Genomic DNA, 24,201 nt, shown 5'->3' on the forward strand with positions numbered 1-24,201 from the left:
ACAAACAGATAGCGTCGCGCCGTTTCATCCGGCATTTGCGGCAGGTACTTCACATCCACATGCACAAACCCGGGTTCATAAGCTTTGAACGGCTTCCCCTTGTCCGGGCATGCCGGTGGCTCAAGGTCCAGCAGACGACTGACGCCATGGCGGGCCAGGCAACGGCCAAGGCCGGCTCGCGAGACCGAGGGATTAAGGAATTCGCGCACGACAACCAGCAAGTCATCCAGAGCCAGACGCAGCAGTTTGCGGAGTTCGACGGCGACGCACTCTTGGGCGGGTGTCAGTGTGGTTTGCAGATGATGCGCGGTGTGTGATTCATCGTGCACCGAGCTGCGTCGGCGCCATTTGGCAATGGTGGGCTTGCTGACACCATAGCGGCGTGCCAGTTCGGCATCGGTGATGGCGGCCGGCGCGGCCTGGATTTCGGCACGAACAGCCGGGGTGGTACGGGCGCGCCCGTGCAAACGGAGATTCATTGGCCTGACCTGGAGATCGACATGCAGAGCGTACCCAAAACCGAACGTGCCAGATAGAGTCGCCAACTGCGGATGGGTAAATTATGATCCGAGACCAGACAGCTAGACAATACCAAGATTAAAGCAGAAATGTCCGCTTTGGCCGGTCAGCCGCTACTGAGGACAGATGCCCCCCTCCAATATGGCAATCACGTGGCCAGCACAAAACCCGCCAGCATCGACACCAGATTCGCCAGCAGGGATACAGCTGCGGCGCGCAGCAATCCAACGCGGCTGCGCCACACCGTCCAGTAAGCCCCCGTTTCGACCAGCCATACCCCCAGCTCGATCAGCCAGAATCCCGCCCGGTAATCTGCCGGCACCAGCAGCACCGCCAGCCGCCAGGCCAGCGGGTGGGTGAGCAGGTTGGCCAGCACGCACAGGCCCAGCCAGTGCGGCCAGGAGACAGCGCGAAACGGCACGGGCTGTGCCCAGCGCCAGGCACTGACTACGGCAACTTCGATGGCCAGGGTCAGCAGTGTGGCGGGGTTTGCTGTCAGCAACACGGCGGAACAGCCCGAACAATACCCACGAACCTATAAGCACAGAGATAAATCATTCAATAGCCTACAGGCATATACCCGACAACATCAGTTCAGCAGCTTCTTCAGCAGGCTGCGCTCGGTCCACTGCCGCACGGGGGCGGAGCCGGGCGGGCGGCAGACGATGACGGTGCGCTGAGCCTGATGCCAGCCGGCGAAGTAGAAATCGTCGAATTCCTGAATGCGCTGGCACTGCCAGGCGACACTGCCCGGTTTGCCCTTGCTGTCACGATATTCGAGCGTGCAGGCCTGCCCGATCTGGCGGCCCTGACAGAATCGATCTGCCGGGATCGTGCGCTGTGGCGGGCACGCCATATATGATTCGAACGCCGGCGGTACCTTGCCGTTGCTGCAGAAATCATGCGGCGGATAAAACGGCGCGTTTTCCGGCCCCTCTGGCAGGACAAGGTCATCGATCTGGCACTGCAGATCAATCGTCCATGTGTTCCTGTCGATAAAGCGCTCGCAGCGGCCGGGCCCGCCGCCGAGCACGGGGTGCGCGTCGATGCGGCAGGCGGCCCCCACCCTTTTGTTCAGGCAGTACTGGTCGCTGCGATCATACAGAGTCGGATTCTGCGCCATGCGCGCTTCGGCTTTGACCTGCTGCGGCGGAATCAGATCGGCCCGGGCAGGACTGGCCAGCAGCACGCTCCCCATCCACATCAACCCCATCATTGTGCGCATGCCGAGTGTTCCGTTGCCGGGCAAAGCCCCATCATAAGCCGGGCGCCCGACCTGGGCAGGCAGGATGGCAGGCCGTGTTGCAAATCGGCCCGCCAGGCACTTATTCGGTGACCTTGCCGCGCAGCGCCTTCACGCGGCCGCGCAGCTGCTTGCCATCCAGACGCCGGGTTTGCGAGCCGCGCGTGGGTTTGGTGGCGCGGCGCGCTTTCGGCGTGTGCGCGACGCTGTTGATCAGCACCAGCAACCGCGCGATGGCGTCCTGCCGGTTGGCTTCCTGGCTGCGCGAGGTCTGCTCCTTGATGATCACCACGCCATCTTTGCTGATGCGCTGGTCCTTGAGCGCCAGCAGCCGCTCCTTGATGAAATCCGGCAGCGAGGATGCCGCAATCACGAAGCGCAGGTGCACGGCGCTGGAGACTTTGTTGACGTTCTGCCCGCCGGCGCCTTGGGCGCGGATGGCGGTGAACTCGAGCTCGTGCTCGGGAATGCGGGTGATGTGCATGATGACGGGAAACGGCATGCCCAGGAATGCGGTTCGGCCAATGTACCGGTTCCCGGCCGGCATTTCGAGCGCGGGACGCGCACGTTGAGGCGAAACTATCCCCCGGATGGGGCAAACCAGCCTGCACGCCTTTCCTCATGAGCAAGGTTCGCTGTGCCAAGCGTGGCATAATCATGAGCAACCTTGCCATCACTCATCCAGGTTCAGCACGTGCGCCACTTTCTGCACAGCATTGCTTTGTTTTTTTTCCTGTTCACGGGGCTGGCGCACGCCCGCAGCGACTGCCCGGTGGCCGACCGGGTCAGCGCCGCCGAATGGCAGGCGCTGCCAGCCAAGGCCGGCGATCATGGCCTGCTGTGGAAAATCAGCAAGGATGGCCGCAGCTCCTGGCTCTACGGCACGCTGCATGTCGGCAAGCCGCAGTGGTATTTTCCCGGCCCGCAACTGCGCGCCGCCTTTGCCGCCAGCGACGTGCTGGTGATGGAGCTGGACCCGACCGCCGCCGAGGTGCAAAACGAAATGCAGGATCGTTCGCGCTGGGGCTTGCGCTTTGACGAACTGCCTCCTGCTTTGCAGGCGGAATTCCGCCGCCAGCTGCAACGCGCCTGCCTGCCGGAGGCGCTGACCACTCAGGTGTCGCCCGCGATGCTGCAGATGACGCTGAGCGTGCTCGATGCCCGGCGCATCGGGCTGGATGCCGCCTACGGCAGCGAAATGATGTGGCTGCAGCAGGCACGCGACAGCGGCAAGCCCTTGCTGGCACTGGAAACCGCGCGCGAGCAGTTCGCCATTTTCGAAGGCATCCCGCGCGAGCAGGCCCTGCAGATGCTGCCTGAAGGCTTGCGCCAGCTGGACAACGGCAGCGCCCGCCGCCAGCTGGAGCGCCTCAGCCGCGCCTGGGCCAGTGGCAACGAGCAGGATCTGGCCAGCTACGAGCGCTGGTGCAACTGTGTGAACACTCGTGCCGAAAAGCAGTTCATGCAGCAACTGCTGGACGAGCGCAACCGCCGCATGGCGCCGAAAATCGACCAGTGGCACCAGGATGGCAAATCGCTGTTTGTGGCCGTCGGCGCACTGCATCTGGTCGGCAAGGCCGGGCTGGTGAACCTGCTGCGCCAGCGCGGTTACCGCGTCGAGCGGATTGCCCCCGCCAATCCGTAAACGGGAACTGGCAGGCCGACACCGGGGAAACTAGATTCATAGGGCTACTGCCCCCGGCTGCCCGATGTGCAGCCAGGCCCATTTCTCCGGAGCGTGCCGCATGTCCCTGATCGACCGGCTGATCCGCCAGCCCACCCGGCACTGGCTGCTGCTGCTTGCGCTGCTCTATCTGCTGCTGCGCATTCCGGGCATACCCGGCGCACACGATCTGTACGGCCTGCTGCTTAGTCTGCTGGTCTGCTCGCTGGCCTGGCTGGCCAGAACCGCCCACAGCCAATGGCTGGCCTATCGCAGCGGGCTGCTGCTGTATCTGCTGGCCGGGATTCTGGACTGGCTGGACGGCGCACTACCCATCTCGCATCCGCTGGGCAAGCTGGCCGATACGCTGGATGACCCACTCTTTGCTGTCGCCTTTTTCCTGATCGGGCTAGCGTATGTGCGAGTCAACCAGGACCGCGAAGCGCTGATTGCTTCGCTGCATGAAGAAATTGCCCGACGGCAGACACTGGAACAGACCCTGCATGACTGGGCGTTCCGGGACGAGCTGACGGGGCTGGGCAACCGCAGGGCCCTGTTCGAGGCCTTCAGCCAGGCAGCCCGCGCCGGCGAAACCGGTATCTTGCTGTATATCGACGTCAATCAGTTCAAGCAGGTCAACGACCGGCTCGGCCATGAAACCGGCGACAAGGTGCTGCAGGCCTGCGCGGCAGCACTGAGTGATTTGCCCGGTGCTGTATTCCGGCTGGGCGGCGATGAATTTGCCGCACTGCTCACCGGAGCTGACGACGCAGAGGCCAGCCGGCAGGAACAGCGCCTGAAACTGCGCGTGCAACCATTGGAGTCGGAATTTGGCGTGTCGCTGAGCATCGGTCGCGCGCACTATTCGCCGGACGAACTGCGGCAAGCCGATTTGCTGCTTGCCAGCGCCGACCACGCGATGTACAACGCCAAGCGCGCCACCCGCAGGCCGGCACCTCCCTAGCCGCCTGCTGGCGCGCACACGACAAATCAATCCCCGCTTCGCGGCGCAAGCCGGCGAGCCAAGCAACCTCAGATAGTGGCAATTATGGAATGGACCATGGCGGCGCTGACGCCGAACGAGAAATACACCCTGCTCAGCGACGCGGTCGTGCCGCGCCCGATCGCCTGGGTCAGCACCGTCAGCACCACCGGCGTGGTCAATGTGGCGCCGTTTTCCTGGTTCAACATGGTGACGGATGACCCGCCGCTGGTCGCCATCAGCATCAACCGGGGCCGCGACGGACAGGCCAAGGACACCGCCCGCAATCTGCTGGAGCAAGGTGAATGCGTGATCCATCTGCCCAGCCGCAGCGATGTCGCCCAGGTCGCGGCCTCCGGACGCAATTTCGCCCCCCACGAAAGCGAGGCCGAGTTGCTGGGGCTGGCGCTTGCCCCGGCACAAAGCGTGACACCGCCACGTCTGGCCGACGCCGTGCTGGCGCTGGAAGGCCGCCTGTGGCGGCACATCCCGATCGAGGCGCCAGGGCAGCCCGGACAGGTCATTGCCGATCACTGCCTGATCGAAATCGTGCACGCCTTTGCCGCCGACAGCATCCTGCAGGACGGGCGCATCCACCCCGATCCCTTCAATCCGCTGATGCGGCTGGGCGGGATGGATTACGCCAGCATCGGCGAACGCTTCGACGCACCACGGCGCTAGGCGCCCCGCACTTGCCGGCAGGGCTGCCCTGCACTATCACGGTTACAGCAGGGTCGTTGCCGGACAGGCCGCACCTGCCCGGAGAACGCCATGCGCAAGTGCCTGTTGTCGATCCTGTTTGCCCTGCTGCCGTGGCAGCCCGCCACGGCCATCGACACCATCACGCTGTATGGCGATGCCAATTACCCGCCGTATTCCTACCTCGAGGACGGCCAGTTCAAAGGGATCTACGTCGACTTTCTGCGCCAGCTCGCCGCCGAGCTGCCGGGCTACCAGCTGGAGCTCAAGCCGGTGCCCTGGAAACGCGGGCTGGCACAGCTGCAAAGCGGCGAGATCTTCGGGCTGTTTCCACCCTACCGCCTGAGCGGGCGTGATTACATCGTGGGGTATTCCGAGCCGCTGTTTCGCGAAACCGTGGTGCTGCTGTGCCACCGCCAGTACCTGTCACGCCCCAGGCAGCGCTTCCCGGATGATTTCACCGGGCTGGTCATCGGCGTAAATAGCGGCTTCCTGCTGAGTGACCAGCTGCAACAGGCCAGCCACTCCGGCCAGATCCGCCTCGAGGAGGCACAAAGCACCAGCGCCAATCTGCGCAAGCTCGCCAGTGCGCGCATTGCCTGTTATGCCAATGACCGGCTTGCGATCCGCTTTGCCCTGCAGAAACTGCGCAGCGAGAGCCTGCCGGCGGAGCTCCGCGATGAGCAGCTGCTGGTGGAAGTCACCGAGCTCGCCAGCAATCCGGCCCACATCGGTTTCGGCCGGCAAGCCGAAACGCCAGCGGGGCTGCGTTTCCGGCAGGCGCTGGACGCCGCCTTGCGTGCGGCCGGCGCGCGCGGAGACATCCGCAAGCTGCTGCCGCATTACGGGATGTAGGGCAGACACCTGCATTTATTCATGCCGCAACGCGGCAGTGCCAAACGTCTGTGGTTTAATAAGGCCTTTCTTTTCTGCTACGGATCATCTGCGCCATGAGCAAGACCATCATTCACAGCGACAACGCCCCCGCCGCCGTTGGCACCTATTCGCAAGCCGTCAAGGTCGGCAATACCGTCTACCTGTCCGGCCAGATCGGGCTGGATCCGGCCAGCGGGGCGCTCGATGACGGCTTCGAAGCCCAGACCCATCGCGTGTTCCAGAACCTGCGCGCCGTGTGCCAGGCCGCAGGTGGTGATCTGAAGGACATCGTGAAGCTGGGCGTGTTTGTCGTTGACCTGGCCAACTTCGCCAAGCTGAACGAAATCATGGGCCAGTACTTCAGCGCCCCCTTCCCGGCCCGCGCCGCTGTGCAGGCCGCCGCACTGCCCAAGGGCGCGCTGGTGGAAGCGGATGCGGTCATGGTGATTACCGAGTAAGGTATCCACCTCCAAGCCATATTCAGAAAAAACTACAGCCACATACCCATCAGGAAGACCCGATGAGCTTCGCCAACCCCGGTGATGATGAAATCCGTACGCTACTGGAGCACACCCGCCGCATTGCCGTGGTCGGGATTTCCGACAAGCCTGGCCGCGCCAGCCATGGCGTGAGCAAGCTGATGCAGCGCTGGGGCTTCACCATCATTCCGGTCAATCCCCTGCTGGACGAAGTACTGGGCGAAAAGTGCTACCCCAATCTGCTGGCCATCCCCGAGCCGGTCGATCTGGTGAATGTGTTCCGCCGGCCGGCTGAAGTCGACGCCATCGTCGATGATGCACTGGCCATCGGTGCGCCGGCACTGTGGCTGCAGCTCGACGTCATCAACGAAGCGGCGGCGCAGCGGGCACAGGACGCGGGAATGACGGTGATCATGGATCGCTGCCTGATGGTCGACTACGGACGCTTGTGCAGTGAATAAGGGCCCGCACCTGATTCTTGGCGATTGCGCAGCCGGTTGCCTGCGCGCGGCATTGCCGGATGCGACCGTTCTGGTGGCTCGCGACGACCTGCCCGTGGGTCCGCTGGCCGACGTGGATAGCGACGGCGTCCAGCGCGCGGCATTCTGGAGCGAAGTAAACCCGTTTTTCCCCTACCGCTTTGCCGACAAGCTCGCCGAAGAACGCGCGCTGCTCGCCAGCCTGCCCGACGCGCTGACCGTGTGGATCGGCAACTCCAGCGGCGAAGAACTGATGCTGCGCCGTGTGGCCTGGTGGCGGCAGGGCAAACCCTTCACGCTGATCCGCGTGCCGCAGATCGAATCGGTGTTTCCCGAGGGCATGTTTGCGCTGGGCATGTGCGAACCTGCGCAGTTGCAGGCAGCCGCCGGGCTGGGTGAAGTGTTGAGCGCGCAGGCGCTCGGGGTTCTGGCTGCCGAGTGGGAAACACTAAGGCAAAGCGATGGCCTGCGCAGCTGGGTGAATGGCACGTTCCACTGCGCGTCGATCGACAGCCTGGATGATGAGCTGTGGCTGTGCACCGGCAGCCGCTGGGAGCCGGCGTTTCAGGCCGTTGGCGAATGGATGGGCAACTCGCAGGGGTTCTTCCGCAGCGACTGGCTGGGCAGCTGGCGCATGGCGCTGCTGGGCCGTGCCGGCCGGGTGGAGTTTGCCGAAGCCGACCCCGATTTTTCACTGGCCCGCTCGCGCGTGCGCCGCACACCGCATCACCGCGCCTAAAGGCCGATCAGAAAAGATTGCTGTACGGGCTGCCGGGGCTGCGGTCTAATCCGCACATCATCGATTTGCGGATTTCTGCCATGACACTGCGTTTTTCCAAGATGCACGGCCTGGGTAATGACTTCATGGTCATCGACGGCGTGCGCCAGAGCGTGACGCTCAGCCCGGAACTCATCCAGCAATGGGGCGACCGGCATTTCGGCATCGGCTTCGATCAGCTGCTGCTGGTTGAACAGAGCACGCAGGCTGGTGTTGATTTCCGCTACCGCATCTTCAACTGCGATGGCGACGAAGTCGAGCAATGCGGCAACGGCGCGCGCTGCTTTGCGCGCTTCGTGCGCGACCAGGGACTGACCGACAAGGACGAGATCACGGTCGAAACCGCCAAGGGCATCATCTACCCGAAGCTGGAAGCCGATGGCAATGTCACCGTGAACATGGGCGTACCGCGTTTCGCCCCGGAAGAAATTCCCTTCGAGGCGCCGAACGAGGCACTGATCGATCCGCTGATCGTCGGCGAACGGGTCGTGGACATTTCAGTGGTCTCGATGGGTAATCCGCATGCCGTGCAGGTGGTGGATTCGGTCGTCACGGCGCCGGTGGCCGAGCAGGGCCCGCTGATCGAAAATCATCCGCGCTTTCCGGCCCGCGTGAATGCCGGCTTCATGGAAATCGTCAGCCGCATTGAAATCCGCCTGCGCGTGTTCGAGCGCGGCGCCGGCGAAACGCTGGCCTGCGGCACCGGCGCCTGCGCCGCCGTAGTCGCCGGCATCCGCCGCGGCCTGCTCGATGAACGCGTGCTGGTGCATACCCGCGGCGGTGACCTGACCATCGCCTGGGCCGGCAGCGGCCAGCCGGTCTTCATGACCGGCCCGGCCGTCACCGTCTTCAGCGGCGAGCTCGCGGCCTGATCAGTGTGTCGCCTGAGCGCGACACCTGCCGGCGCCCGGCGGTTTTCGCTGCAACCGGCGCGTGTCTGCGCTAGGCTCTGGCTTTGGCCTTGTCATTGCCGTACGGAGTCATCATGCAAGAACAGGACATGCTCGACTGGCTGCGCCAGCATCCCGAGTTTTTCGATCATTTCGCCCACGAGATTGCCGACATCTACGTCGCGCACAGCCACGGCGGGCAAGCCGTCTCGCTGACCGAGCGCCAGCTGCAAACCCTGCGCGAGCGCAACCGCGCGCTGGAGGGCAAGCTGCACGAGCTGCTGGCCTTCGGCGAGGAAAACGACCAGATCTCCGACAAGCTGCATCGTCTGAGCGTCGACCTGATGCAGGCGCGTGATCTGCCGGGAATCATCGGCACGCTGGAATTTCACCTGCAGCAGCGCTTTGCCGTGCCGCAGGTCGCCATGCGGCTGTGGCTGCCCGAGGTCGACAGCAATCTGCGCGAATTCGCCCCGGTCGGCGACGCCGTGCACAAGCTGGCGCAGAATCTGGTTTCTCCCTACTGCGGCCCCTACGCCACCGACGAAGTTCGTGGCTGGTTTGCCGACGAGGCCGGCACGCTGCAATCGTTCGCGCAGTTCGCGCTGAAAACGGCCGGTGAGCCCTTCGGCATTCTGGTCATGGCCAGCGAAGACCCGCAGCGCTTCTATCCCGATATGGGCACGCTGTATCTGCAGCGCCTGTCCGAGCTGGTGTCTGCCGCCATCCGTCGCGTCAGCGGCAATGCGGTGTGCCAGGACATCGCCGAGGAAGCACGCCACGATGATGTGCCGGTCCTGGAAGAAGAAGCCCCGGCGGATGCCTGAGCCAACGCCAGCCTCAACGGCAACGGGGCTGCCTGCCTCTTCCGATGAAACGCAGGCCAGCCCCTCGCCAGCCAGTCTGACCGGTTTCGAGCATTTCTTCCGCCACCTGCAGGGTGAGCGCATGGTCAGCCCGCACACGCTGGCCGCCTACCAGCGTGACCTAGGGTATCTGGCGGAGCTCAGCCAGAATCAAGAGCTGCAAAGCATTACCCCAATGGCTATTCGTGGAATGGTCAGACAGCTGGCCAGTCGCGGCCTGTCCGGGCGCAGCATCGCGCGCATCCTGTCGGCCTGGCGGGCGTTCTACCGCCTGATGTGCCGCGATTTTCACTGGCCGCTCAATCCGGTGGATGGTGTGCGTCCGCCCAAGGCCAGAAAACCGCTGCCGGAAACCCTGACCACGGACAGCGCCAGCGGCTTTCTCGATGCCCTGCCTGACGATGAGGTACTGGCCTGCCGCGACAAGGCCATTTTCGAGCTGGCATATTCATCGGGACTGCGCGTGTCCGAACTCGCCGGACTGAAACTCGCCGATCTCGATCTGGCGCAAGGCGAAGCCCGCGTACTGGGCAAGGGCAGCAAGACACGGCTGGTGCCGGTCGGCCATGCAGCCGTGGAGGCGCTGCGCCGCTGGCTGCTGCTGCGCCCGCAACTGGCACACAGCGGAGTGATCAGCGTCTTTGTCAGCAACAAGGGCGGTGCGCTCACATCGCGCGCGATCCAGTTGCGGCTGAAACACTGGCAAACCGTACTGGGGCTGGCCGAGCCGCTTTATCCGCACAAGCTGCGCCACAGCTGCGCCACCCACCTCCTGCAATCTTCCGGTGATCTGCGGGCGGTGCAGGAGCTGCTGGGGCATGCCAGCATCAGCACCACGCAGGTCTACACCCATCTGGATTTCCAGCATCTGGCGAAGGTGTACGACGCGGCACACCCGCGCGCCAGGCGCAAATAGGGTTACAGGCCGTATTTGCGCTGCAGCTGGCGGTATTCGGCGCTTTCCCGCACCACGCGGATTTCCTGCCACAGCTTGTGGCACAGTCCGGGGCGTTTCTGGCACACGCCACGCCCCAGAGCGAGGAACATATCATTTTCGCGATAGCTTTCCGGCAAGGCCTCCAGCCGCGAAGACCAGCGCGGAAACTGCTGCATGGCACGCAGCGCCGGCCCCTCCAGCAACACCGCAACATCAACACTGCCCGCATCCAGCTTGCGCAGCACGTCTTCAGCGGTGGCCGAGCGTTCGTCCAGCAGCAGCCCCTGCGTACGCAGCTCGGCACCGATGCTGTAACCGGCCTGGATCCCCGCGCGTTCGGCGTGGACAAAGCGCCCGCCCTGCCAGCTGGCGGCATGCCCCAGCTTGCGGAACACCAGATAACGATCCCGCCCCATGCGCAGAGCGGCATCGGGCTGGCCATCCGCGGCCATCGGATACGCGGCATACAGCGTGCGTTCGGCGCTGAAGGCTGCCGAAAACATGCCATCGCTCAGCCCTTCCCGCACCTCATACTGGCAGCGCTTCCACGGCAGTGCGCGATACGTCACCTCCAGCTGCAGATGCCGGGCCACGGTCTGCATCACGTAGCGATCCAGACCGTCCTTTTCACCGAATACCCAGGGAAACACGTCCACGTCCTCATGACAGAGCGTGAGCTTTTCGGCCGCCCAAGCCGGAATCGCCAGCCAGGCCAGCATCACCGCCACCAGCCAGTGTCTCATACGCCCTCCATGACTTGCCGTGTCAGAACATGACAATATTCTGCACCGCAGCACCGGGAAAGGAAACGCAGTCACACGCCAGTGTGGTACGACGGCAGTCTAAGCGAACTGGCGCACCAGCCCATCCAGATAGGAAGCAACACCCTGCTCCCCCTCGCCTGGCGCCCAAACCGCCCGCTCTTCCGCCAGCAAAGGAACATAAGGGCCGGCCTTGCACTCGAGAAACACCGTCTGAGGCTGCAACGCCACCACCGCGTGCCAGTTTCCCGGCGTAATGTCGATGCCGCAAGCGGCCGTTCCGGCGCGCAGGGTTAGCGCCTGTTGCACCGAACCATCGTCAGCAAACAGCAACACCCCCAGCTCGCCCTGCAGCACCACCAGCAGCTCGCCCTTTTTCTCATCCAGATGGCGGTGTGGCGGCACATAACTGCCAGGTGCGATCGCGACCAGCAGCCGATGGCACGGGTCCTCGTTCTGCGTATGCAGATTGTGGTGCACGCGCAGGCGCGGCGCTGCTGCGGCGCGAGCACAGAGATCAGCAAAAAGGGAAGCATCAAACAAAGTTGTCATAAGCATCCTGCACAGCGCCGGACTTGAACTAAATGTGAGTCAGTGGTTAATTCCTGACCGTTGAGATATTGCTCATTTTGGTGGCGAATGCCGGTCAAGCTCTTCGCATAGACTGCCGGGAGGAACATGCCCCCAGCGCTGGTCATACGCCTCCAGAAAAGTCGCCCGCAAAGCCTTTTCGTCACAACGTTCCCATTCGGGGAGTAACTCGACGATGACGTGAATGGCATCCTGTAGATCAGCAATTTGCTCGAGACAATAGAGGCGCTCTTCCTCACTTTGTGCGCGCTGGCCTTGCCAGGCCAATGAACGGCTGGCCGTGACTGCCAGTTGAACAACCTTGAACCAAGCCTGCTTGCTTGTTCCTAGCGCCATACCAGCCCCTCTTTACAGGATAATCCCACCGCCCAGACACGCCTCGCCGTCGTAGAGCACCATCGACTGCCCCGGTGTCACCGCCCATTGCGGATCAGTGAACTTCAGCTCGCAGCGCCCCTCGCCCAGATCAACCAGCTCGCAGGCGGCGTCTTGCTGGCGGTAGCGGGTTTTCGCGGTGTAACGGCCCGGGGCCGGCGCTTCACCGAGAATCCACGAGCAATCCTGCGCGACCAGCGTTGATTTCAGCAGCAGCGGGTGGTCATGGCCCTGCACGACGATCAATTCATTGCTTGCCATGTCCTTGGCCGCCACGAACCACGGCTCGCCGCTGCCCGATTTGTCGCCACCGATGCCCAGCCCCTGACGCTGGCCCAGCGTGTAGAACATCAGCCCCATGTGCTCGCCCATCACGCGCCCTTCCGGCGTGACCATGCGGCCGGGCTTGGTCGGCAGGTAGCGGTTCAGGAATTCGCGGAACGGCCGCTCGCCGATGAAGCAGATGCCGGTGCTGTCCTTCTTTTTCGCGTTGGGCAGCTGGATCTGCTCGGCAATCGTGCGCACTTCGCTTTTCAGTAGGCCGCCGAGCGGGAACACCGCCTGGCTGACCTGCGCCTGGGACAGGCGATAGAGGAAGTAGGTCTGATCCTTGCTCTGGTCCTTGGCGCGAATCAGCTCGGTACGCCCGTCAGGCCGCACACGGTTGCCGCAATAATGGCCGGTCGCCATCTTGGCGCCGCCCAGCGCAATCGCGTAGTCCAGAAAGCATTTGAACTTGATTTCGCTATTGCACAGGATGTCCGGGTTCGGCGTGCGTCCGGCCTGGTACTCGGCCAGAAAATAGGCAAACACGCGATCCTTGTACTCGGACGCAAAATTCACCAGCTCAATGTCGATGCCCAGCAGGTCGGCCACCGCGATGGCGTCCATGCTGTCTTCCTTGATCGAGCAATATTCGTCGTTGTTGTCGTCTTCCCAGTTCTGCATGAATACGCCATGCACTTCGTGCCCCTGTGCTTTCAGCAGGTGCGCGGTGACCGAGGAATCAACACCGCCCGAAAGCCCCACCACGATCTTGCTCATGTCAGTGCTCCTTCGTTGCGGGCGTCGAAATCGCGCAGCAGCTCCAGCGGGTAGCGCTTTCCCGCCAAATAGTCATCAACGCAGGCGAGAATCAGCGGACTGCGATGCTGCGCGCTGCGGGCGATCAGTTCATCGCGAGTGAGCCACACGGCGGCCTCGATGCCGTCGTCCAGCGTCCGCTCGGCATGGTGGGCGCCCAGCTCGCCGGTAAACGCGTAGCGCAGATAGGTGAGATCAGTGCCGGGAACGGTCCACTGGTAGATGCCCACCAGCGCCGTGGGCGTGAAGGCGTAGGCGGTTTCTTCCAGCGTTTCGCGCACGCAGGCCGCCACAATCGATTCGTTTTTCTCGACGTGGCCAGCAGGCTGGTTGAGCTTGAGTTCGCCGAGGATACGCTCTTCGACGAACAGGAATTTGCCGTCACGCTCGACAATGGCCGCGACAGTGGTATTGGGTTTCCACATGGAATTATGCTTGCAGGGCAAAGCGCGATTTTACCGCAAGCCGGGCCGGAACACGGAGCCACAGGTACGCACCCACGTATACCCCTGCGGACCTTTATTTCAGTCCGTACCAGGGGCATACCCGGACATCACGCGACCGCAGCCACAATCGCCTCATTGGCCGCAGCCAGCACGCCGTCGGCATCGCCCATCGCCAGCCCTTCGGCATAGATGAATTCAACATCGGTCATGCCGAGAAAGCCGAGTACGGTACGCAGATAAGGCACCTGATTGTCACTGGGCAGATCGCGGTGTACACCACCACGGGTCAGTGCGACGTAGACCTTCTTGCCGGTCAGCAAGCCTTCCGGGCCATTGGCGGTGTACTGGAACGTCACCCGTGCCCGGGCAATGGCATCGATCCAGTTCTTCAGTTGCGCGGTCACGCTGAAGTTGTACATCGGCACGCCCAGCACCACCACGTCGGCAGCCTGGATTTCGGCAATCAGCGCATCATCCAGTGCAACGCGGGCAGCCTGTTCGGGGCTGCGATCCGCTTCCGGAGTCATCAGCGCAGTCAGCGCGGCTTCGTCGAGCATGGGGTGCGGCGTGACGGCCAGATCACGGACAGTCAGGCTGGCCGCCGGATGCTGCGCCAGTACACGGGCAGTGATCTGATTGGCCAGAGTCGTGGATTGCGAGCCGGCGCGCTTGGCGCTGCTATTGATTTGGAGGATGTTCATAGCGGTGTTCCTTATCGGGTTGGCTGCGTCGTGCAGTCGATGGGCTCACTGTACTCGCGACTAAATCACCGATAAATCCGCCATAACGGATATGATTGTTCCACTACAGCAACAATCCCCCACCTTTCGCCATGCACGATCTCGACCCTAACGACCTGCTGCTGTTTGCCCGCATCGTGGACGCCGCCAGCTTCACCCGTGCAGCAGAACGCCTGCACATGCCGAAATCGACATTGTCGCGGCGGCTGTCGCACATGGAGGAGGTACTGGGCGAACGCCTTATTACCCGCACCACCCGCTCGCTACGGCTGACCGAACTCGGGGCCGCCGTCCTGGAGCACGCCAGGCAGATCGACAGTGAAACCGAGGCGGCTCTGGCGCTCGCCCGGCAGCGCCAGCTGGAGCCGGCCGGCACTTTACGCATCTCGATGCCCAATGATCTGGCCACGCAGCTGATCTCGCCGGTGCTGGCTGAATACAGCCGCCGCTATCCGCAGGTGCAGCTGCAGCTCGATCTGTCGCCGCGCCGGGTCGACCTGATCGGGGAAGGTTTCGATCTCGCGATCCGCATGGGCAGCAAGCCGGTAGAAACCTCGCTGGTTACGCGCCGTATCTGGCTCTATACCCCGCAACTGTATGCCGCTCCATCCTATATAAGCAGAGAAGGTGAGCCACATACCCCCGATGAGCTACTGAATCATGCCTGTCTGTGCCTCTCCCCGGGCGGCGGGGATGAGCCCCACTGGCTGCTGCAACGCGGTAACGAAAAACGCGAGATCGCTCCAGCCTCCCGCTTCGGGGTCAACTCACCCGATATGCTGGCCCGGCTGGCTGCGCAAGCCCTCGGCATCACCGCAGTGGCGCACCTGTATGCCGAAGCCTTTGTGCGCCAGGGCGAGCTGGTGCGCGTGCTGCCCGACTGGCATCTGCCGGCCGTCACGGCGTGGGCGGTGTTTCCGGAGCGCCGGCTGATGCCACTGAAAACCCGCGCCTTTCTCGATCTGCTGGAAGCCAGCCTGCATTTCGCCCACTAAAAAGCCCGCCAGCAGGCGGGCCATGGGGCAGTAGCATCCAGACGGTTTACTGGACGGGTTGTGCCTGCTGCGCCTGTTCGGCAACAAAAATCTCGACACGGCGATTCTGCGCACGCCCCGCCGCCGAGCCATTGTCGGCCACCGGCTCGCGCGAACCACGGCCATCAATGGCCATGCGGTCGTAGGACACACCACGGCTACTCAGGTAATCACGCACCGCAGCGGCACGATTCACCGACAGCGGGTTGTTGATCGCGTCGCTGCCTGTACTGTCGGTATGGCCCACGATGCGGATTTTGGTCACCGGATTCTGCTGTAGCGTCTGGGCAAACTTGTCCAGCACCGGGCGCATATTGGGCTTGATGGCGTACTTGCCGGTATCAAAGGAGAAGTCGCTGGGGACTTCCATCTTCAGCTGGTTATCCGGCGTCTTGCTGACCTCGATGCCGGTGCCTTGCGTTGCCTCCTCCATTTCCTGGCGCTGTTTCTCCATGTTCGATGACCAGATGTAACCGCCAATCGCGCCAACCGCGGCACCGATTGCGGCATCCCGGCCGACATGGTTGCTGCCGGTAATGCCGCCGATCGCCGCACCGGCAATGGCCCCGCCGACGGCACCCAGTATGGAACCCTGCCCGGTCTGGGTAAGCTGGCCGTTGGCACAGCCCGTCATGGCGATGATAAGGGAGAGGGGAAGCAGTACTTTTTTCATTGCGGTCATCCTTGCTGGTGGCGCGAGCTGCACCATTTGCCGCAATTCTAGCCCTTCCAGTGCGACATGCTTGTTGGCTGCCTCACAAAGGCGCCGGTATTTTTGCCAGCCGGCCGCGCTTCGCTCAGCGGGCCTTGTTCGGTCCGCGCCGGCCACGCTGTTTCGGCCGCCCACGGGCCGCCTCATCGCCGCGCTGGCGGATTGCCGCGGGGGCGGCCACGTGCAGCTCACGCCAGGACTCCGGTGACAATCCATCAAGGGTATAGTCACCTATCGCATAGCGAATAAGGCGCAGGGTAGGATACCCCACCTTGGCCGTCATCCGCCGCACCTGACGATTCTTGCCCTCGCGGATGATGATTTCCAGCCAGGTGGTCGGAATGGCCGCGCGAAAGCGCACCGGCGGCGTGCGCGCCCATAGGCCGGCGGGCTCGGCAATGATGCGCACCTCGGCCGGCCTGGTGACAAAATCTCCCAGATCGACACCACGCCGAAGGGGCGCCAGATCCGCATCGCTCGGCGCCCCCTCGACCTGCACCCAGTAGGTTTTGGGCAATTTGTGCTGCGGGTCGGCAATTTTGGCCTGCAGTGGCCCAGAATCCGTCAGCAGCAACAGCCCCTCGGAATCGGTATCCAGCCGGCCGGCGGGATAGACGCCGGGTTGGGCCAGCAAATCGGCAAGACAGCGGTGCGGCGGGCTGGGGCTGAACTGGCAGATCACGCCATACGGTTTGTTCAACAGAATCAGACGCGCCATGCCGTCTCCCTTGTCCTGATGGGGCTAAACCGGCGATAATAGTGCGTTTTTTCGCGAGCAGGCCACTATTGCACAAGAATAGCCGCAGCGGAATTCAGATCACCCTAGCAGACAGCAACAGGAAAGAACGATGAGCCTGATCAAAGTACCCCAAGGCGGCACCAAGATTGTGCCGAATCTGGCCACTCCGGATAACCCGATCATCCCGTTTATCGAAGGTGACGGCATCGGTGTAGACATCACTCCGGTGATGATCGACGTGGTTGATGCAGCCGTGGCCAAGGCCTACGGTGGCGCCCGCAAGATCCACTGGATGGAAATCTACTGCGGCGAGAAGGCTGCCCGCCTGTATGGCAACGATACCTACCTGCCGCAGGAAACCCTGGACGCGCTGAAGGAATACGTGGTGTCCATCAAAGGCCCGCTGGCAACGCCGGTTGGTGGCGGCATCCGCTCGCTGAACGTAGCCCTGCGCCAGCAGCTGGATCTGTACGTCTGCCTGCGTCCGGTACGCTACTTCAACGGCGTTCCGTCGCCGCTGAAGCGCCCGGACCTGACCGACATGGTCATCTTCCGTGAAAACACCGAAGACATCTACGCCGGTATCGAGTGGGAAGCCCAGACCGATGGCGCCAAGCAAGTCATCGACTTCCTGCAAGGCACCATGGGCGTGAAGAAGATTCGCTTCCCGGAATCCTCCTCCATCGGCATCAAGCCGGTTTCCAAGGAAGGCACCGAGCGTCTGGTACGCAAGGCCATCCAGTACGCCATCGACAACAACCGCAAGAGCGTTACCCTGGTTCACAAGGGCAACATCATGAAGTTCACCGAAGGCATGTTCCGCACTTGGGGCTATGAGCTGGCCAAGAAGGAATTCGGTGGCGTGGAAATCGACGGCGGCCCGTGGCTGCAACTGCCGAACGGCATCGTGATCAAGGATGTGATCGCTGACGCCTTCCTGCAGCAGATCCTGCTGCGTCCGGCCGAATACGATGTAATCGCTACCCTGAACCTGAACGGCGACTACGTTTCCGACGCACTGGCCGCGCAAGTTGGCGGCATCGGCATCGCTCCGGGCGCGAACTTGAGCGACAACGTAGCCTGCTTCGAAGCCACCCACGGCACCGCACCGAAGTACGCAGGCCAGGACAAGGTGAACCCGGGTTCGCTGATCCTGTCCGCCGAAATGATGCTGCGTCACATGGGCTGGAAGGAAGCCGCCGATCTGATCATTGCTTCGATGGAAAAAGCCATCGGCGACAAGCAAGTCACCTATGACTTCGCCCGCCTGATGGACGACGCCAACGAAGTATCCTGCTCGGACTTCGGCAAGGCCATGATCGCCCGCATGTAATTGCGCGCCTTCATCCAACAAAAACCCCGCCACGGCGGGGTTTTTGTTTATTACACTGCAGCAACTGCAGGGGGGAACCATCATGCACCAAGGCATTGCCGTCATTCTGCTTCTGTTCAGCTGCTACGCCTGCGCCGAGGTCAACAAATGCCGCAAGGCCGATGGCGCGCTGATTTTCACCGACGCGGCCTGCCCACCCGGCAGCAAGGCGGAAGCCTTCTCGGGCAACACCAGCGTCAACAGCGTCCCGCTTCCCACCCTCACCCCACACGCATCCGACTCCGCAACTGAACAGCCATCCGTCCAGCGCATTCCCGATCAGCGGCGTTTGCGGGACGATGCGGATGATCATGCAGTCAGCGACAGTGGCTCAACCGACTGGTTCGGGCAGCCCATTTATTACCCGGTGCTGCGCCCTACTCCTCGGCCACACCCGCAGCCGCGCCCCACACCACAGCTGCGCCCGATTCCACGGCACCGCTAGACAACAAAAAACCCCGCCGAAGCGGGGTTTTCTGACATCCGGGCGATCAAGCTGCCTGGATGTTGGCGGCTTGCTTGCCCTTCGGACCAGTGGTGATCTCGAAAGACACGCGCTGGCCTTCCTTCAGGGTTTTGAAGCCCGGCATGTTGATCGCGGAGAAGTGAGCAAAAATATCGTCGCCACCTTCGTCCGGAGTGATGAAACCGAAGCCTTTGGAATCATTGAACCACTTAACAGTACCTTGAGCCATCTCGATTGGTCGTCCACGTGAAACTTGTCAAACCGGCCCGGCACAGGCGGGCCATCCATGAGGTTTGTGTGCAAGACCAGCAAACAGGTCAAACCGGTACTGCATGAAACTTGTACAGCAAACTCGAATCAAGGTTTTACGCGACTTTGACAAAACAGGTCAAGCAGAACCTCAAGCATGCCGATAATTATGTTGTTTTCAGTTGCACGCTTGAAATGCACCGCGTGAGCTCCAAAATGAAAGGTAAGCACACCCGCCGGCAAAGCAATGACAACACAGCAGCAACACCACGCCGAACTGCTCGAGCACAAGGCAAAACTGGCCCCGCCCCCGTTCTGGAGTGTGGTCCTGCTCAACGATGACTTCACCCCGATGGATTTCGTGGTGGATGTCCTGATGAAGTTCTTCAACATCCGGGAGGAGCACGCCACCCGCATCATGCTGCAGGTTCATACCGAAGGTCGCGGCAAGTGCGGAACGTATCCGAAGGATATCGCAGCCACCAAGGTGGCCCAGGTCAGTGAGTACGCGCGGGAGCACCAGCACCCGCTCCAATGCATCATGGAGGTGGAAAAATGATTGCCCAGGAACTTGAAGTGAGCCTCCATCTTGCGTTCATGGAGGCCCGCCAGAAACGCCACGAATACATCACTGTCGAGCATCTGCTGCTGGCGTTGCTGGAAAACCCCTCTGCCACCGAAGTGCTGCGCGCTTGCGGAGCACACATGGACGAACTCAAGCGCGTGCTTGCCGAATTTGTCGGCGAACACACCCCGGTCGTCTCCGGCAGCGAGGATGTCGAAACCCAGCCGACCATCGGCTTCCAGCGCGTGATCCAGCGTGCCATTCTGCATGTGCAGAGCTCGGGCAAGAAGGAGGTTACCGGTGCCAATGTGCTGGTCGCCATCTTTGGCGAAAAGGACAGCCATGCGGTGTATTTCCTGCACCAGCAGGGTATTACCCGGCTGGATGTCGTCAATTTCATCGCGCACGGCATCGCCAAGCAGAATACCCCGCCGCCTGCGCAACAGACGCAGCGCAACGAGCAACAGGAAGAAAGCGAAAGCGAAAGCAGTAGCGGCGGCGCACTGGAAAGCTTCACCCAGAATCTGAACAACGCCGCACTGGCCGGCCGCATCGACCCGCTGATCGGCCGCGAAAGCGAACTGGAGCGCATGATCCAGATCCTCTGCCGCCGCCGCAAGAACAATCCACTGCTGGTCGGCGAAGCCGGGGTGGGCAAGACCGCTCTTGCCGAAGGGCTGGCGCGCCGCATTGTCGAAGGCAATGTCCCCGATATTCTGGCCGATGCCACCGTGTATGCGCTGGACATGGGGGCACTACTGGCAGGCACCAAATACCGGGGAGATTTCGAGCAGCGCCTGAAGGCCGTCATCAAGCAGCTGACCGATGAGCGCAACGCCATCCTGTTCATCGACGAAATCCACACCCTCGTCGGCGCTGGGGCGGCTTCGGGCGGGACTCTGGATGCTTCCAACCTGCTCAAGCCCGCACTGTCGAACGGCGCCTTGAAGTGCATTGGCGCAACCACCTACACCGAGTTCCGCGGCATCTTCGAAAAGGACAACGCCCTATCAAGGCGCTTCCAGAAGGTGGATATCGTCGAGCCCACCATCGAGCAGACCGTCGAGATCCTCAAGGGCCTCAAGGACAAGTTCGAGAGTCACCATGGCGTGAAATACACGCTGGCTGCACTGAACTCGGCAGCCGAGCTCTCGGCCAAATTCATCAATGACCGGCACCTGCCGGACAAGGCAATCGACGTCATCGATGAAGCCGGTGCCGCCCAGAAAATCCTGCCGCGCTCGAAGCAGAAAAAGACCATCGGCAAGCTGGAAATCGAGGAAATCGTAGCCAAGATCGCCCGCATCCCGCCAAAGAACGTCTCGAGCGATGACAAGAACACCCTGAAAACCCTTGATCGCGATCTGAAGAATGTCGTTTTCGGTCAGGACAAGGCTATCGAAGCACTTGCGAGCGCAATCAAGATGGCGCGCGCCGGCCTGGGCAATCCGCAAAAACCGATCGGTGCCTTTCTGTTCAGCGGTCCGACGGGTGTCGGCAAGACCGAGGTTGCCCGGCAGCTGGCTTACACCATGGGCATCGAGCTGATCCGATTCGACATGTCCGAATACATGGAACGCCACGCGGTCAGCCGCCTGATCGGTGCACCTCCGGGATATGTCGGCTTCGAGCAGGGCGGTCTACTGACCGAAGCCATCAACAAGCACCCCTACTCGGTGCTGCTGCTGGATGAAATCGAAAAAGCCCATCCGGACATTTTCAACATCCTGCTGCAGGTCATGGATCACGGCACGCTCACCGACAACAATGGCCGCAAGAGCGACTTCCGCAATGTGGTATTGGTAATGACAACCAACGCCGGCGCCGAAGCACTCAACAAGCCGGTCATTGGCTTCACCGCGAAAAAGGAGACCGGCGATGAAATGCAGGAAATCAAACGCCTGTTCACACCGGAATTCCGCAACCGCCTTGATGCTGTCATTCCGTTTGCCCCGCTGTCGCACGACATCATCCTGCAGGTCGTGGACAAATTCCTGATGCAGCTGGAAGCACAACTGCACGAGAAGAAGGTGGAAGCGCACTTCACGGCCGGACTGAAGGAAATGCTGGCCGAGAAAGGCTTCGATCCGCTGATGGGAGCCCGCCCGATGGCCCGCCTGATTCAGGACACCATCCGCAAGGCACTTGCAGACGAATTGCTGTTCGGCAAGCTGGCCAATGGCGGCGAAGTCACCATTGACCTGGATGACGATGACAAGGTATGCCTTCACATCCATGACAAGGAAATGGTTCCAGCCTGATACCCCTGCTAAACGCAAACAAAAAGGGCAGCCAAGCTGCCCTTTTTGTTTGTCATTCCCGTTTTGCTCAGGAGGCCTGTTGCACCGTGACGATCTGCGAAGGCGTCGGCGCCGGGAAACCCGCCTCGCCTAGCGCCTCCTTGATCACGCGATTGGTGTCGAAATACACCTGCCAGTAGTGATCGTTGTTGCAATAAGGGCGCACCGCCAGTACCGGCCCCACCAGATTGAACTCGAGGATTTCCACATCCACCGCCGGCTCGGCCAGCACATTCGGAATCTGGGCGATCTTGGCCTTCAGCAGTTCGCGCGCAGCATTATGATCAGCACTGCCTGCAAGCTGTGCCTTGAGATCCACACGGCGGAACGGATTCAGCGAATAGTTCTGGATCGTGTCGCCAAAGATCTTGTTGTTGCCAACAAAGGTCACGATATTGTCCGCAGTCACGATCGTGGTCGCAAACAGGCCGATTTCCTTCACCGTACCGGTCACACCACCGGCGGTGACAAAATCACCCACCTTGATGGGCCGCAGCACGATCATGAATGCACCACCCGCAAAATTGGCCAGCAAGCCCGACCAAGCCATACCAATGGCCACGCCGGCCGCCGCTATCAATGCCGCGAAGGTCGTCGTCTGCACGCCGAAATAGCCGAGAATGCCGATCACCAGCAGGATATTCAAGGTCACCGCCAGCATCGAGCCGACATAGCGCAGCACGGTCGGATCAACCTTCTGCTTTTCCAGCGCCTTTTGCACCATGCTGATAGCCAGACCGATCAGCCAGCGACCAATCACCCAGAAGGCAATCGCTGCCAGAATCTTCACGCCGAATTCGGTCGCATATCCCAGGATCAAATCCTGATATTTACTCACAACAGCCGCATCCATGACACCACTCCATTCAGTTTGCACAATAGGAAAGCCTATTGTTGGATAATAACAGCATGAACACGAATTCACGCAAGCCTAGCCACGTGGATGGTGCTCGCGATGCAGCTTCTTCAGCCGCTCCTGTGCAACATGGGTATAAATCTGGGTGGTACTGATGTCGGCATGCCCCAGCAGCATCTGCAGGGCGCGCAGATCCGCGCCATGTTCCAGCAAATGCGTGGCAAAGGCATGGCGCAGCACGTGCGGGCTCAATGATTGGGCGGGTATCCCGACCCGCGCCGCATACTGCTTGATGATGAACCACATCCCCTGACGGGTAAGCGGCTCTCCGCGCTGATTGACAAACAGCAGCGCCTCCGTGCGCCCCGCCAGCAATTCTGCGCGCGCCGTGTCGAGATAACGCTGCACGGCCTCGGCCGCCAGCTCCCCCATCGGCACCAGCCGCTGCTTGCCTCCCTTGCCTGCCAATACCTGCACGAATTGCTCGCGCAGGTGGATCTGTGCCAGCGACAAGCCGACCAATTCCGATACGCGCAAGCCACAGGCATACATCAATTCGAACATCGCACGATCCCGCAGCCCTGCCGCCGTATTCAGATCGGGGGCATCCAGTAAAGCACTGACCATTGCTTCGGACAGCACTTTCGGCAGTGGCCGCACCCGTTTGGGCGCCTGTAATTCAGCCAGCGGATCCAGCTCCAGCTGGCCTGACTGCAATTGATGCCGGTAGAAACGTCGCAGGCTGGCGATCCGGCGGGCCAGCGTTGCCGTTTTCAGATCACGGGCCTGCCGCGCGAGAAAGGCCTGCACATCATCGCGGCTTGCCTGCAGCAAACTGCGGTCGCGCTCCGCAGCAAGCCAACCCGCCCAGACTTGCAGATCATTGCGATAGCTCGCGAGTGTATTCTGGGCCAAGCCATCGCCCAACCAGACGGCATCAAGGAACTGCTCCAGTTGGCGCTGACTGAGCCCAAGAGAGGATGACGATTCAGCCAAGTACCGCAACCCCTTCATGCCGCAATAACCAGCGCTTGATCGGTAGCCAGTCGACGCCATTGCGACTGGCATTGAAGCCCCCCAGTCCGCTGCCGGCGGCGACCACACGATGACAGGGTATCAGCAAGGGCAAGGGATTACGCCCGCAGGCATTCCCGACTGCGCGTGGCGATGACCCAATCTGCTCGGCAATTTTGCCATAACGACTTACCATTCCCGAGGGTATCTCGCTGATTGCCTTCCAGACCTTGAGCTGGTGGGCAGTACCCTGCAATGCATAGGGTAAATCGAACTGGAAGCGCGGGTCGGCACAATAATGGCGCAACTGCGCGGCGAACTCGCGCAGCAAGGCATCATGACTGCTGCGCAAGGGAATATCTTCGGGCAGAAACTCCAGCGCCCGGATCCGCTCCGCCACGACGCTCACACCCAATTTGCCGAATGGTGTAGCCAGCACCACCTGAAACTCATCCAGTTGCCAGGGATTCTGCATGTCAGCACCAGT

At 61.8% G+C, this 24,201-nt stretch carries 31 protein-coding genes; 15 read left to right on the forward strand and 16 right to left on the reverse strand.

All coding sequences use genetic code 11. The features are described 5' to 3' along the window. From INR99_RS05880 to arfB, 4 genes are all read right to left on the reverse strand, one after another. On the reverse strand, positions 1-479 hold a 479-nt coding region (locus INR99_RS05880), incomplete at its 3' end, for a transposase family protein (protein WP_505661157.1). 188 nt (positions 480-667) lie between these two features. Beyond that, positions 668-1,024: a hypothetical protein gene (locus tag INR99_RS05885; RefSeq protein WP_194115413.1), complete on the reverse strand. Its 357-nt coding sequence runs from the start codon at positions 1,022-1,024 to the stop codon at positions 668-670. A gap of 84 nt (positions 1,025-1,108) precedes the next feature. After that, positions 1,109-1,744 (reverse strand): hypothetical protein, encoded by a 636-nt coding sequence (locus tag INR99_RS05890; protein ID WP_194115414.1) that lies wholly within the window; start codon positions 1,742-1,744, stop codon positions 1,109-1,111. A 100-nt stretch (positions 1,745-1,844) separates the two neighbouring features. After that, a complete protein-coding gene (gene arfB, locus INR99_RS05895; protein ID WP_228098117.1) occupies positions 1,845-2,264 on the reverse strand; it encodes an alternative ribosome rescue aminoacyl-tRNA hydrolase ArfB in 420 nt (139 codons plus the stop codon). Between the two features lie 192 nt (positions 2,265-2,456). Between arfB and INR99_RS05900 the strand changes: the two genes are divergently transcribed. The 10 genes from INR99_RS05900 to INR99_RS05945 all read left to right on the forward strand — a co-directional run bounded on the left by INR99_RS05900 (position 2,457) and on the right by INR99_RS05945 (position 10,390). Further along, a complete protein-coding gene (locus INR99_RS05900; protein ID WP_194115415.1) occupies positions 2,457-3,407 on the forward strand; it encodes a TraB/GumN family protein in 951 nt (316 codons plus the stop codon). Between the two features lie 100 nt (positions 3,408-3,507). Next, positions 3,508-4,389, forward strand: a complete 882-nt coding sequence (locus tag INR99_RS05905; RefSeq protein ID WP_194115416.1) for a GGDEF domain-containing protein — start codon at positions 3,508-3,510, stop codon at positions 4,387-4,389. A gap of 96 nt (positions 4,390-4,485) precedes the next feature. Continuing rightward, entirely contained in the window at positions 4,486-5,088 is a 603-nt protein-coding gene (locus tag INR99_RS05910) for a flavin reductase family protein (RefSeq protein WP_194115417.1), read from the forward strand. Positions 5,089-5,178: 90 nt separating this feature from the next. Next, positions 5,179-5,961 (forward strand): substrate-binding periplasmic protein, encoded by a 783-nt coding sequence (locus INR99_RS05915; RefSeq protein ID WP_194115418.1) that lies wholly within the window; start codon positions 5,179-5,181, stop codon positions 5,959-5,961. A 95-nt stretch (positions 5,962-6,056) separates the two neighbouring features. Continuing rightward, positions 6,057-6,440 (forward strand): Rid family detoxifying hydrolase, encoded by a 384-nt coding sequence (locus INR99_RS05920; protein ID WP_194115419.1) that lies wholly within the window; start codon positions 6,057-6,059, stop codon positions 6,438-6,440. A 62-nt stretch (positions 6,441-6,502) separates the two neighbouring features. After that, complete coding sequence (locus INR99_RS05925) at positions 6,503-6,922, forward strand: CoA-binding protein (RefSeq protein ID WP_194115420.1); 420 nt, start codon at positions 6,503-6,505, stop codon at positions 6,920-6,922. After that, positions 6,915-7,679 carry a DUF1835 domain-containing protein gene (locus tag INR99_RS05930; RefSeq protein WP_194115421.1) on the forward strand — a complete coding sequence of 255 codons (765 nt, stop codon included), beginning with the start codon at positions 6,915-6,917 and terminating at the stop codon, positions 7,677-7,679. The genes INR99_RS05925 and INR99_RS05930 overlap by 8 nt, the downstream gene beginning before the upstream one ends. Positions 7,680-7,759: 80 nt before the next feature. Beyond that, positions 7,760-8,590 carry a diaminopimelate epimerase gene (gene dapF, locus INR99_RS05935; RefSeq protein WP_194115422.1) on the forward strand — a complete coding sequence of 277 codons (831 nt, stop codon included), beginning with the start codon at positions 7,760-7,762 and terminating at the stop codon, positions 8,588-8,590. A gap of 113 nt (positions 8,591-8,703) precedes the next feature. Further along, on the forward strand, positions 8,704-9,435 hold the full coding sequence (locus INR99_RS05940) for a DUF484 family protein (protein WP_194115423.1): 732 nt from the start codon (positions 8,704-8,706) through the stop codon (positions 9,433-9,435). After that, positions 9,428-10,390, forward strand: a complete 963-nt coding sequence (locus INR99_RS05945) for a tyrosine recombinase XerC (protein WP_194115424.1) — start codon at positions 9,428-9,430, stop codon at positions 10,388-10,390. The genes INR99_RS05940 and INR99_RS05945 overlap by 8 nt, the downstream gene beginning before the upstream one ends. 2 nt (positions 10,391-10,392) lie before the next feature. Here INR99_RS05945 and INR99_RS05950 read toward each other — a convergent pair whose 3' ends face one another. The 6 genes from INR99_RS05950 to INR99_RS05975 form a co-directional block, all read right to left on the reverse strand. After that, positions 10,393-11,154, reverse strand: a complete 762-nt coding sequence (locus INR99_RS05950; protein ID WP_194115425.1) for a substrate-binding periplasmic protein — start codon at positions 11,152-11,154, stop codon at positions 10,393-10,395. Positions 11,155-11,253: 99 nt separating this feature from the next. After that, positions 11,254-11,724: a WbuC family cupin fold metalloprotein gene (locus INR99_RS05955; protein WP_194115426.1), complete on the reverse strand. Its 471-nt coding sequence runs from the start codon at positions 11,722-11,724 to the stop codon at positions 11,254-11,256. Between the two features lie 72 nt (positions 11,725-11,796). Continuing rightward, positions 11,797-12,099, reverse strand: coding sequence for a hypothetical protein (locus INR99_RS05960; protein WP_194115427.1), 303 nt, complete (start codon positions 12,097-12,099; stop codon positions 11,797-11,799). Positions 12,100-12,111: 12 nt separating this feature from the next. After that, a complete protein-coding gene (mnmA, locus tag INR99_RS05965; RefSeq protein WP_194115428.1) occupies positions 12,112-13,182 on the reverse strand; it encodes a tRNA 2-thiouridine(34) synthase MnmA in 1,071 nt (356 codons plus the stop codon). Beyond that, complete coding sequence (locus INR99_RS05970) at positions 13,179-13,646, reverse strand: NUDIX hydrolase (protein WP_194115429.1); 468 nt, start codon at positions 13,644-13,646, stop codon at positions 13,179-13,181. The genes mnmA and INR99_RS05970 overlap by 4 nt, the downstream gene beginning before the upstream one ends. 128 nt (positions 13,647-13,774) lie before the next feature. Then, positions 13,775-14,368, reverse strand: a complete 594-nt coding sequence (locus tag INR99_RS05975) for an FMN-dependent NADH-azoreductase (protein WP_194115430.1) — start codon at positions 14,366-14,368, stop codon at positions 13,775-13,777. Between the two features lie 131 nt (positions 14,369-14,499). On the opposite strand from INR99_RS05975, the gene INR99_RS05980 reads away from it, so the two are divergent. Continuing rightward, positions 14,500-15,402 (forward strand): LysR family transcriptional regulator, encoded by a 903-nt coding sequence (locus tag INR99_RS05980; protein ID WP_194115431.1) that lies wholly within the window; start codon positions 14,500-14,502, stop codon positions 15,400-15,402. 46 nt (positions 15,403-15,448) lie between these two features. On the opposite strand, the gene INR99_RS05985 is transcribed toward INR99_RS05980, so the two are convergent. Together INR99_RS05985 and INR99_RS05990 are read right to left on the reverse strand one after the other, a co-directional pair. Beyond that, positions 15,449-16,114 (reverse strand): YiaD family glycine zipper/OmpA-like lipoprotein, encoded by a 666-nt coding sequence (locus INR99_RS05985; protein WP_194115432.1) that lies wholly within the window; start codon positions 16,112-16,114, stop codon positions 15,449-15,451. Positions 16,115-16,238: 124 nt separating this feature from the next. After that, on the reverse strand, positions 16,239-16,871 hold the full coding sequence (locus tag INR99_RS05990; RefSeq protein ID WP_194115433.1) for a pseudouridine synthase: 633 nt from the start codon (positions 16,869-16,871) through the stop codon (positions 16,239-16,241). 130 nt (positions 16,872-17,001) lie between these two features. Between INR99_RS05990 and icd the strand changes: the two genes are divergently transcribed. Both icd and INR99_RS06000 read left to right on the forward strand, forming a co-directional pair. Beyond that, positions 17,002-18,225: an NADP-dependent isocitrate dehydrogenase gene (icd, locus tag INR99_RS05995; RefSeq protein WP_194115434.1), complete on the forward strand. Its 1,224-nt coding sequence runs from the start codon at positions 17,002-17,004 to the stop codon at positions 18,223-18,225. Between the two features lie 82 nt (positions 18,226-18,307). After that, positions 18,308-18,709, forward strand: coding sequence for a DUF4124 domain-containing protein (locus tag INR99_RS06000; protein ID WP_194115435.1), 402 nt, complete (start codon positions 18,308-18,310; stop codon positions 18,707-18,709). Between the two features lie 46 nt (positions 18,710-18,755). On the opposite strand, the gene INR99_RS06005 is transcribed toward INR99_RS06000, so the two are convergent. Next, complete coding sequence (locus INR99_RS06005) at positions 18,756-18,959, reverse strand: cold-shock protein (protein ID WP_028454283.1); 204 nt, start codon at positions 18,957-18,959, stop codon at positions 18,756-18,758. Between the two features lie 267 nt (positions 18,960-19,226). Between INR99_RS06005 and clpS the strand changes: the two genes are divergently transcribed. Further along, positions 19,227-19,538 carry an ATP-dependent Clp protease adapter ClpS gene (gene clpS, locus INR99_RS06010; RefSeq protein WP_194115436.1) on the forward strand — a complete coding sequence of 104 codons (312 nt, stop codon included), beginning with the start codon at positions 19,227-19,229 and terminating at the stop codon, positions 19,536-19,538. After that, the gene (gene clpA, locus INR99_RS06015) at positions 19,535-21,805 is read left to right on the forward strand and encodes an ATP-dependent Clp protease ATP-binding subunit ClpA (RefSeq protein ID WP_194115437.1); all 2,271 of its coding nucleotides are present in this window, start codon (positions 19,535-19,537) and stop codon (positions 21,803-21,805) included. The genes clpS and clpA overlap by 4 nt, the downstream gene beginning before the upstream one ends. 67 nt (positions 21,806-21,872) lie before the next feature. Here clpA and INR99_RS06020 read toward each other — a convergent pair whose 3' ends face one another. The 3 genes from INR99_RS06020 to INR99_RS06030 all read right to left on the reverse strand — a co-directional run bounded on the left by INR99_RS06020 (position 21,873) and on the right by INR99_RS06030 (position 24,189). Next, entirely contained in the window at positions 21,873-22,697 is an 825-nt protein-coding gene (locus INR99_RS06020) for a mechanosensitive ion channel family protein (protein ID WP_194115438.1), read from the reverse strand. Positions 22,698-22,775: 78 nt separating this feature from the next. Next, positions 22,776-23,696, reverse strand: coding sequence for a site-specific tyrosine recombinase XerD (gene xerD, locus INR99_RS06025; protein ID WP_228098118.1), 921 nt, complete (start codon positions 23,694-23,696; stop codon positions 22,776-22,778). Then, the gene (locus INR99_RS06030) at positions 23,689-24,189 is read right to left on the reverse strand and encodes a methylated-DNA--[protein]-cysteine S-methyltransferase (RefSeq protein ID WP_194115440.1); all 501 of its coding nucleotides are present in this window, start codon (positions 24,187-24,189) and stop codon (positions 23,689-23,691) included. The genes xerD and INR99_RS06030 overlap by 8 nt, the downstream gene beginning before the upstream one ends. Between the last annotated feature and the right edge of the window lie 12 nt (positions 24,190-24,201).

The sequence above is a fragment of the Chitinilyticum piscinae genome (genome assembly GCF_015223195.1).
GTDB classification, from domain to species: Bacteria; Pseudomonadota; Gammaproteobacteria; order Burkholderiales; family Chitinibacteraceae; genus Chitinilyticum; species Chitinilyticum piscinae.

Bases quoted from the DNA above. Each gene is read 5' to 3' on its own strand.
- INR99_RS05890 (WP_194115414.1), bottom strand. From the start codon at position 1,744: ATGCGCACAATGATGGGGTTGATGTGGATGGGGAGCGTGCTGCTGGCC.
- arfB (WP_228098117.1), bottom strand. From the start codon at position 2,264: ATGCCGTTTCCCGTCATCATGCACATCACCCGCATTCCCGAGCACGAG.
- INR99_RS05905 (WP_194115416.1), top strand. From the start codon at position 3,508: ATGTCCCTGATCGACCGGCTGATCCGCCAGCCCACCCGGCACTGGCTG.
- INR99_RS05910 (WP_194115417.1), top strand. From the start codon at position 4,486: ATGGCGGCGCTGACGCCGAACGAGAAATACACCCTGCTCAGCGACGCG.
- INR99_RS05915 (WP_194115418.1), top strand. From the start codon at position 5,179: ATGCGCAAGTGCCTGTTGTCGATCCTGTTTGCCCTGCTGCCGTGGCAG.
- INR99_RS05920 (WP_194115419.1), top strand. From the start codon at position 6,057: ATGAGCAAGACCATCATTCACAGCGACAACGCCCCCGCCGCCGTTGGC.
- INR99_RS05925 (WP_194115420.1), top strand. From the start codon at position 6,503: ATGAGCTTCGCCAACCCCGGTGATGATGAAATCCGTACGCTACTGGAG.
- dapF (WP_194115422.1), top strand. From the start codon at position 7,760: ATGACACTGCGTTTTTCCAAGATGCACGGCCTGGGTAATGACTTCATG.
- INR99_RS05940 (WP_194115423.1), top strand. From the start codon at position 8,704: ATGCAAGAACAGGACATGCTCGACTGGCTGCGCCAGCATCCCGAGTTT.
- INR99_RS05945 (WP_194115424.1), top strand. From the start codon at position 9,428: ATGCCTGAGCCAACGCCAGCCTCAACGGCAACGGGGCTGCCTGCCTCT.
- INR99_RS05950 (WP_194115425.1), bottom strand. From the start codon at position 11,154: ATGAGACACTGGCTGGTGGCGGTGATGCTGGCCTGGCTGGCGATTCCG.
- INR99_RS05955 (WP_194115426.1), bottom strand. From the start codon at position 11,724: ATGACAACTTTGTTTGATGCTTCCCTTTTTGCTGATCTCTGTGCTCGC.
- INR99_RS05960 (WP_194115427.1), bottom strand. From the start codon at position 12,099: ATGGCGCTAGGAACAAGCAAGCAGGCTTGGTTCAAGGTTGTTCAACTG.
- mnmA (WP_194115428.1), bottom strand. From the start codon at position 13,182: ATGAGCAAGATCGTGGTGGGGCTTTCGGGCGGTGTTGATTCCTCGGTC.
- INR99_RS05970 (WP_194115429.1), bottom strand. From the start codon at position 13,646: ATGTGGAAACCCAATACCACTGTCGCGGCCATTGTCGAGCGTGACGGC.
- INR99_RS05975 (WP_194115430.1), bottom strand. From the start codon at position 14,368: ATGAACATCCTCCAAATCAATAGCAGCGCCAAGCGCGCCGGCTCGCAA.
- INR99_RS05980 (WP_194115431.1), top strand. From the start codon at position 14,500: ATGCACGATCTCGACCCTAACGACCTGCTGCTGTTTGCCCGCATCGTG.
- INR99_RS05985 (WP_194115432.1), bottom strand. From the start codon at position 16,114: ATGAAAAAAGTACTGCTTCCCCTCTCCCTTATCATCGCCATGACGGGC.
- INR99_RS05990 (WP_194115433.1), bottom strand. From the start codon at position 16,871: ATGGCGCGTCTGATTCTGTTGAACAAACCGTATGGCGTGATCTGCCAG.
- icd (WP_194115434.1), top strand. From the start codon at position 17,002: ATGAGCCTGATCAAAGTACCCCAAGGCGGCACCAAGATTGTGCCGAAT.
- INR99_RS06000 (WP_194115435.1), top strand. From the start codon at position 18,308: ATGCACCAAGGCATTGCCGTCATTCTGCTTCTGTTCAGCTGCTACGCC.
- INR99_RS06005 (WP_028454283.1), bottom strand. From the start codon at position 18,959: ATGGCTCAAGGTACTGTTAAGTGGTTCAATGATTCCAAAGGCTTCGGT.
- clpS (WP_194115436.1), top strand. From the start codon at position 19,227: ATGACAACACAGCAGCAACACCACGCCGAACTGCTCGAGCACAAGGCA.
- clpA (WP_194115437.1), top strand. From the start codon at position 19,535: ATGATTGCCCAGGAACTTGAAGTGAGCCTCCATCTTGCGTTCATGGAG.
- INR99_RS06020 (WP_194115438.1), bottom strand. From the start codon at position 22,697: ATGGATGCGGCTGTTGTGAGTAAATATCAGGATTTGATCCTGGGATAT.
- INR99_RS06030 (WP_194115440.1), bottom strand. From the start codon at position 24,189: ATGCAGAATCCCTGGCAACTGGATGAGTTTCAGGTGGTGCTGGCTACA.